5 protein-coding genes are annotated in these 6,766 nt (G+C 75.3%); all 5 read left to right on the forward strand.

From position 1 onward, the window contains the following. The first annotated feature begins 114 nt into the window (after window positions 1-114). The gene (locus I4I78_RS28075; RefSeq protein WP_218614515.1) at window positions 115-1,953 is read left to right on the forward strand and encodes a penicillin-binding protein 2; all 1,839 of its coding nucleotides are present in this window, start codon (window positions 115-117) and stop codon (window positions 1,951-1,953) included. A 291-nt stretch (window positions 1,954-2,244) separates the two neighbouring features. Continuing rightward, complete coding sequence (locus I4I78_RS28080) at window positions 2,245-3,927, forward strand: UDP-N-acetylmuramoyl-L-alanyl-D-glutamate--2,6-diaminopimelate ligase (protein WP_308252405.1); 1,683 nt, start codon at window positions 2,245-2,247, stop codon at window positions 3,925-3,927. Further along, entirely contained in the window at window positions 3,924-5,408 is a 1,485-nt protein-coding gene (murF, locus tag I4I78_RS28085) for a UDP-N-acetylmuramoyl-tripeptide--D-alanyl-D-alanine ligase (RefSeq protein ID WP_218614516.1), read from the forward strand. The genes I4I78_RS28080 and murF overlap by 4 nt, the downstream gene beginning before the upstream one ends. Continuing rightward, the gene (gene mraY / locus I4I78_RS28090) at window positions 5,405-6,478 is read left to right on the forward strand and encodes a phospho-N-acetylmuramoyl-pentapeptide-transferase (RefSeq protein ID WP_218614517.1); all 1,074 of its coding nucleotides are present in this window, start codon (window positions 5,405-5,407) and stop codon (window positions 6,476-6,478) included. Before murF ends, mraY begins: the two co-directional genes overlap by 4 nt. Then, a complete protein-coding gene (locus tag I4I78_RS28095) occupies window positions 6,475-6,744 on the forward strand; it encodes an NAD(P)-dependent oxidoreductase (protein WP_218614518.1) in 270 nt (89 codons plus the stop codon). Before mraY ends, I4I78_RS28095 begins: the two co-directional genes overlap by 4 nt. Window positions 6,745-6,766: the final 22 nt, after the last annotated feature.

Below are 6,766 nucleotides of genomic sequence, written 5' to 3' on the forward strand. Positions count from 1 at the left end.
CACTGCCACTGCCCCGGCGCCGGTGCCGGCGGAGACGTCCGACTCCGATGCGGCACCCGGTGCCACCGGTGGCGGTGCGGGGGGCGGCGCCGACACCGCCGCCCGGGCCGGCTGATGCCCACGGCGGCCCCGCCCCGGCCGGGAAACCAGCGCCGCACCGCCGGGCCTCAGCGCCCGCGCCGCCGCCGGTCGCCCGCCGACGACCCGCGGTTCCGGCTGCGGGTGGGCTGGGTGCTGCTGGCGGCCCTGCTCGTCATCTCCGGGGCCAAGCTGGTCATGATCCAGACCGTGCAGGCCGGGTCGCTGACCGCGGACTCGGAGAAGCAGCGCGCCAGCCGGATCACCATCCCGGCCGAGCGCGGCTCCATCTCGGACTCCGACGGCAACCTGCTGGCCTTCAGCACCGAGTCGAAGGCCCTGGTCACGAACCCACGCCTGATCAACTCGGTGAAGGGGGCCGGGGCGCAGGCGTACAAGGCGCAGATGGCGGCCGCGGTCGCCGCCGTCACCGGCAACAGCGTCGACGAGCTGCGCGGGCAGCTGGAGTCCGACCGCGGCTACGTCGTGCTCGGCACCAAGGTGGACCCGGGCCCCGCCCGTGACCTGCGGGAGAAGTTCCCGGAGATCGCCGAGGAGGACCGCGAGGCCCGCCAGTACCCGGGCGGAGACCTGGCGTCGAACATCATCGGTGCGGCCACGTGGAGCGCGGACGCCCGCAAGCTGGTCGGCCGGATCGGCCTGGAGAGCTCCGACGACGGGTTGCTGGCCGGCCAGGACGGGTTCCAGATCGCCGACACCGCCGAGGGCAGCAAGACCGTCATCCCCGGCAGCACCCGCTCCGAGCAGCCGGCGGTCTCCGGTTCCGACGTGCAGCTCACGATCGACTCCGACCTCCAGTTCCAGGTGCAGCGGATGCTGGCCGACTACGTCGGGCGTTCGGGGGCGGAGAGCGGGTCGGCGGTGGTGCTGGACTCGAAGACCGGCGAGGTCCGGGCACTGGCCGACAACACGTCGTTCGACCCTGCGAACCTGCTCAGCGCGGACCCGAAGAGCCTGGGCAACCAGGCCGTCACCACGCCGTTCGAGCCGGGCTCGGTGAACAAGATCGTCACGATGGCCGCGGCGCTGGAGAACGGCGTCGCCCGTCCGGACGACGTGCTCTCGGTGCCCGGCAGCATCAAGGTCGCCGACCGCACCGTGAAGGACGCCTGGAGCCACGGGCTGGACCAGTACACGCTGACCGGCGTGCTGGCGAAGTCCTCCAACGTCGGCACGCTGATGACCGCGCAGAAGGTCGGTCCGGACGCGTTCTCGGACATGCTGGCCAAGATGGGTGTCGGGCAGCGCACCGACGTCGGCCTGCCGGGTGAGAGCGCGGGCAGCGTCCCGCCGCGGGCCACCTGGTCGGGCTCCACGTTCGGCAACCTCCCGATCGGGCAGGGCCTGTCGATGACCGTGCTGCAGATGGCCGGGATGTATCAGGCGGTGGCCAACGACGGGGTCCGGGTCCCGCCGCGGATCGTCGCCTCGACCACCGGGCCGGACGGGACCCCGACACCGACCCCGGCGCCCGCGCCGGTCCGGGTCGTCTCCCCGGAGTCGGCGAAGACGCTGCGCACGATGCTCACCGCGGTGACCCAGAAGTCGCCCGGGCAGAACGGCACCGGCCCGGCCGCGGCCGTGCCCGGCTACGAGGTGGCCGGCAAGACCGGTACCGCCCAGCAGGTCGACCCGGCCTGCGGGTGCTACTCGAACTCGAAGTACTGGATCACCTTCGCCGGGATGCTCCCGGCCCAGGACCCGCGTTTCGTGATCGGCATCGAGCTCGACGCGCCGCGCGGCGGGACCAGCGCCGCGGGCCTGTTCCACCAGATCGCGACCTACATCGCGCAGCGGGACGGGATCCCGGTGCAGCTCACCCCGCCGCCGGTGCAGACCCTGCAGGTCGAGTGACGGTCACGCCCGCGCCGGGCGTACGGGCCCGCGGCCGGTGAGTCGTCCGGTGCGGTCGGCGGATGGTCGCCGCCGGTGGTGCGGGGCCGGCGCCTCGGCGCGCACGGCGCGGGGCAGGGCGGATGACCGGGTCGGGGGACCGCTCACCGGGGGACTGTGTGCGCCGGGTGGCGGCATCGGGGCCGACGCGCGGCGGCGGGGGACCCCCGCACGCCGGACGGGACCGTGAACGGCCGGTCGGGGCCGGTGCTGCCGCCGGACCGGATCCGGCCCGCCGGTAATCTCCGCGACGTGTCCACGGCCCCGATCCCGACGAAGGCCTCCGCCGCGAACCAGGCCCCGGCTGCGCCGCCGGCGCTGGCGGACCGGCCCGCCGACGTGCGCCCGGTCGACGTGGCGGTGCTCGCCCGGGTGGCCGGGGCGGAGCTGAACCCGCGGGCCGCGCAGGCCGGCCCCGGCCCGCTGCTCGACGGGCCCGCCTCGGTGACCGGCGCCACCCTGCGCGCCGGCGCGGTCCGCCCCGGCGACCTGTTCGCCGCCCTGCCGGGCACCCGGGCGCACGGCGCCGACTTCGCGGGCCAGGCACTGGCGGCCGGCGCGGCCGCGATCCTGACCGACCCGGCCGGGCTGGACCGCCCGGACGTGCGCGGCGCGACCGTCCCGGTCCTGGTCGCCGAGTCCCCCCGGGACGTGCTGGGCCCGGTCTCGGCTGCCGTCTACGGCGAGCCCACCGCCCGGATGCGCGTGCTCGGGGTGACCGGCACCAGCGGCAAGACCACGGTGGGGCACCTGCTCGAGGCCGGGCTGGCCGCGGCCGGGCGGGCCACCGGCCTGCTCGGCACGGTGCGCACCCGGGTGAGCGTGCCCGGCTCGGCGTCACGGGCGCTGCCCAGCGCGTTCACCACCCCGGAGGCCCCGGACCTGCAGGCGCTGTTCGCCGTGATGGCCGAGGCCGGCGTCACCGACGTGGCGATGGAGGTCTCCAGCCACGCCCTGGCGCTGGGGCGGGTCGGCGGCACCCGCTTCGCCGTGGGCGCGTTCACCAACCTGTCCCAGGACCACCTGGACTTCCACCCCACGATGACCGACTACTTCGAGGCCAAGGCGACGCTGTTCGGCGGCGGCGCCGCGGGTGTCGACCCGGCCCGGCGCGGCGTCGTCTGCGTCGACGACGAGTGGGGCCGCCAGCTGGCCGACCGGCAGCTCGCCCACCGACATGCCGACGTGGTCACCGTCGCCACCGTGCCCGGCGTGCACGCGACCTGGACCGCCCGCGACGTCGCCGCGCACGCCGACGGCACCCAGACGTTCGTCGCGCACGGCCCGGACGGGCTGGCCCAGCCGGTCACTCTCGCCCTGCCCGGCCGGTACAACGTGGCCAACGCGCTGGTCGCGCTCGCCTGCCTGGACGCCGACGGGGTGCCGCCCGCGGTCGCCGCGGAGGGCTTCTCGACCCTCGCCGTCCCGGGCCGGATGCAGCGGGTCGAGGCCGGGCAGGATTTCCTGGCCGTCGTCGACTACGCGCACAAGCCGGGCGCGGTCGCCGCGCTGCTCGACGCCCTGCGCGCGCAGGTCCGCCCCACCGCACGGGTGATCACGGTGCTGGGCTGCGGCGGCGACCGGGACACGGCCAAGCGCCCGATGATGGGGGCGGCCGCGACCATCCGGTCCGACCTGCTGATCGTCACCGACGACAACCCCCGCTCCGAGGAGCCGCCGGCGATCCGGGCCGAGGTACTGGCCGGGACGGCGGGCGAGCCGGCGGGCGGCGAGGTCGTCGAGATCGGCGACCGGCGCGCGGCGATCGAGGCCGCGGTGGCGGCGGCCCGTCCCGGCGACGCGGTCGTGGTGGCGGGCAAGGGACACGAGACGGGTCAGGAGATCCACGGGGTGAAGTACCCCTTCGACGACACCGAGGAGCTGGCCGCGGCGATCGCCGCGGCCGGGACGGGTGGACGGCAGGTGCGGCGATGATCGCCATGACGTTGTCCGAGATCGCCGCGGTGACCGGCGGCGGGTGCAGCCGGGTCGACGGCGACCCGACGGTGACCGCGGTGGAGTTCGACTCCCGCGCGGTCACCGACGGAGGGCTGTTCCTGGCGCTGCCCGGTGAGCGCGCGGACGGGCACGACTTCGCCGCGTCCGCGGTGGCGCGCGGGGCGGCCGGGGTGCTGGCCGGGCGCGAGGTCGACGCGCCCGCCGTCGTCGTGCCTGCGGTGGACACCCGCAACACCGGCACCTACCTCGGCGCCACCGACCCGGACGGGCACGGCGCCGCCGTGCTCGCCGCGCTCGGGAAACTCTCGCGCCACGTGCTCGACGCGCTGCCCGGCCTGGCCGTGGTCGGGGTGACCGGCAGCGCGGGCAAGACCTCCACCAAGGACCTGCTGGCCGCCGTCCTCGCGCCGCTGGGCTCGACGGTCGCGCCGCCGGAGTCGTTCAACAACGAGCTGGGCACGCCGTACACGGCGCTGCGCGCGAACTCGTCGACCCGGCACCTGGTCCTCGAGCTCTCCGCCCGCGGGCCCGGCCACATCGCGGCACTGTGCGCGGTCGCCCCGCCCCGGATCGGGGTGGTGCTCAACGTGGGCAGCGCGCACCTGGGTGAGTTCGGCTCGCCGGCCGCGATCGCCCGTGCCAAGGGTGAGCTGGTCGAGGCGTTGCCGCCGGGAGCCACACTGCCGGGCGTGACGAGCGGCGCCGGGGGCGTCGCGGTGCTCAACGCCGACGACGCCGCCGTCGCCGCGATGGCGTCGCGCACGGTGGCCCGCGTGGTCACCTTCGGCCGCTCGGCCGGTGCGGACGTGCGCGCCGAGGACGAGACGATCGACGCCGGGCGGGCCCGCTTCCGCCTGGTCACCGCGTCCGGGTCGGCGCCGGTGGCGCTGCGGCTGGTCGGCGCGCACCAGGTGTCGAACGCCCTGGCCGCCGCCGCGGTCGCCCTCGAGCTGGGGGCGGACGTCGCCGAGGTGGCCCGGTCGCTCTCGGCCGCGGAGCCGGCCTCGCGCTGGCGGATGGAGGTCACCGACCGCGCGGACGGGGTGACCGTGGTCAACGACGCCTACAACGCGAACCCGGAGGCCATGCGCGCCGCGCTGGGAGCACTGGGATCGATGGCCGGCGAGGGCGACGCGCACCGTCGCAGCTGGGCCGTGCTGGGGCCGATGGCCGAGATCGGGGAGGGCAGCACGGACGTGCACGCCGAGATCGCCGCCGTGGCCGGGGAGCAGGGCGTGGACCGCCTGGTCGCGGTGGGCTGCCCCGACTACGGACAGCGCGCCGACCACGTCGCCGACGTCGGCGAGGCCCTGGCGCTGCTGCGCGCCGGGCTCGAGCCCGGCGACCTGGTGCTCGTCAAGGCCTCCCGCAGCGCCGGGCTGGAACGGGTCGCGGCCGGCCTGCTGGAGCCGGCCCCGCCGGCGGACGCGGCACGCACCGGGCTGGTGACCCGGTGAGAGGCGTCTTCCTGGCCGCGGGCATCGCGCTGGCCCTGTCCATCCTGCTCACGCCGTACCTGATCAAGTTCTTCTCCCGGCAGGGGTTCGGACAGGAGATCCGGGCGGACGGCCCGCAGAGCCACCAGTCCAAGCGCGGCACCCCGACCATGGGCGGCGTCGCGATCCTGCTGGCCATCTGGGTCGGCTACCTGGGATCGCACCTGTTCACCGGCGAGCCGATCACCGCCTCCGCGCTGCTGGTCCTGTTCCTGACCACCGCCCTGGGCATCGTCGGGTTCGTCGACGACTTCCTGAAGATCCGCCGCCAGCGCAACCTCGGCCTGAACAAGACGTCCAAGATCGTCGGGCAGGTGCTGACCGCGACGGTGTTCGGGGTGCTCGCGCTGCGGTTCACCAACGAGCGCAACCTCACCCCCGCATCGGACAGCCTCTCGTTCGTCCGCGACATCACGGTGCTCTCGTTCGGTGCGATCGGGTTCGTGCTGCTCTGCAACCTGATCATCGGCGCCTGGTCGAACGGGGTGAACCTGACCGACGGCCTGGACGGGCTCGCGGCCGGCACCGCGGCGATGGTCCTGGGCACCTACGTGATCATCGGCTTCTGGCAGTTCCGGAACAGCTGCGCCATGGTGGCCAGCGCCGGCTGCTACGAGGTGCGCGACCCGCTCGACATCGCCCTGGTCGCGGCCGCCGCGATGGGCGGCTGCATCGGCTTCCTGTGGTGGAACGCCTCCCCGGCGCGGATCTTCATGGGCGACACCGGGTCGCTCGCGCTCGGCGGCCTGCTGGCCGGGCTGTCCATCGTCACCCGGACCGAGCTGCTGCTGCTGGTCATCGGCGGCGTGTTCGTGGTGGAGACGCTGTCGGTGACCCTGCAGATCCTGGTGTTCCGCACGTCGCGGCGGCGGTTGTTCCGGATGGCCCCGTTCCACCACCACTTCGAGCTCGCCGGGTGGGCCGAGACCACGGTGATCATCCGTTTCTGGCTGCTCGCGGCGATGTGCGCGGCGATGGGGCTGGGCATCTTCTACAGCGAGTGGCTGAGCGCCTCGGTCCCGGGACAGTGACGGCCGGGGTGGACGTCGCCGGGCGCGCGGTGCTCGTGGCGGGAGCCGGGGTGTCCGGGCTCGCCGCGGCCGAGGCGCTCGCCGGGGCCGGTGCGCGGGTCACCGTCTCCGACGACGACCCGTCGAAGCTCGCCGCGCTGGCCCCCGGGGTGGGGCGCTGCGCCTCCGACGAGATCCCCGACGGCACCGACCTGGTCGTGACCAGCCCCGGGCGCAGGCCCGACCACGCGCTGGTCGCCGCCGCCGCGACCCGGTGTCGCCCATGAAGATCCGCGCCGGGGAGGCGTT

The sequence above is a fragment of the Pseudonocardia sp. KRD291 genome (assembly GCF_019263595.1).
In the GTDB taxonomy this organism is placed as follows: domain Bacteria; phylum Actinomycetota; class Actinomycetes; order Mycobacteriales; family Pseudonocardiaceae; genus Pseudonocardia.

What these genes read in the sequence shown, in the direction of transcription:
- I4I78_RS28075 (WP_218614515.1), top strand. Translation starts at nt 115, where the DNA reads ATGCCCACGGCGGCCCCGCCCCGGCCGGGAAACCAGCGCCGCACCGCC.
- murF (WP_218614516.1), top strand. Translation starts at nt 3,924, where the DNA reads ATGATCGCCATGACGTTGTCCGAGATCGCCGCGGTGACCGGCGGCGGG.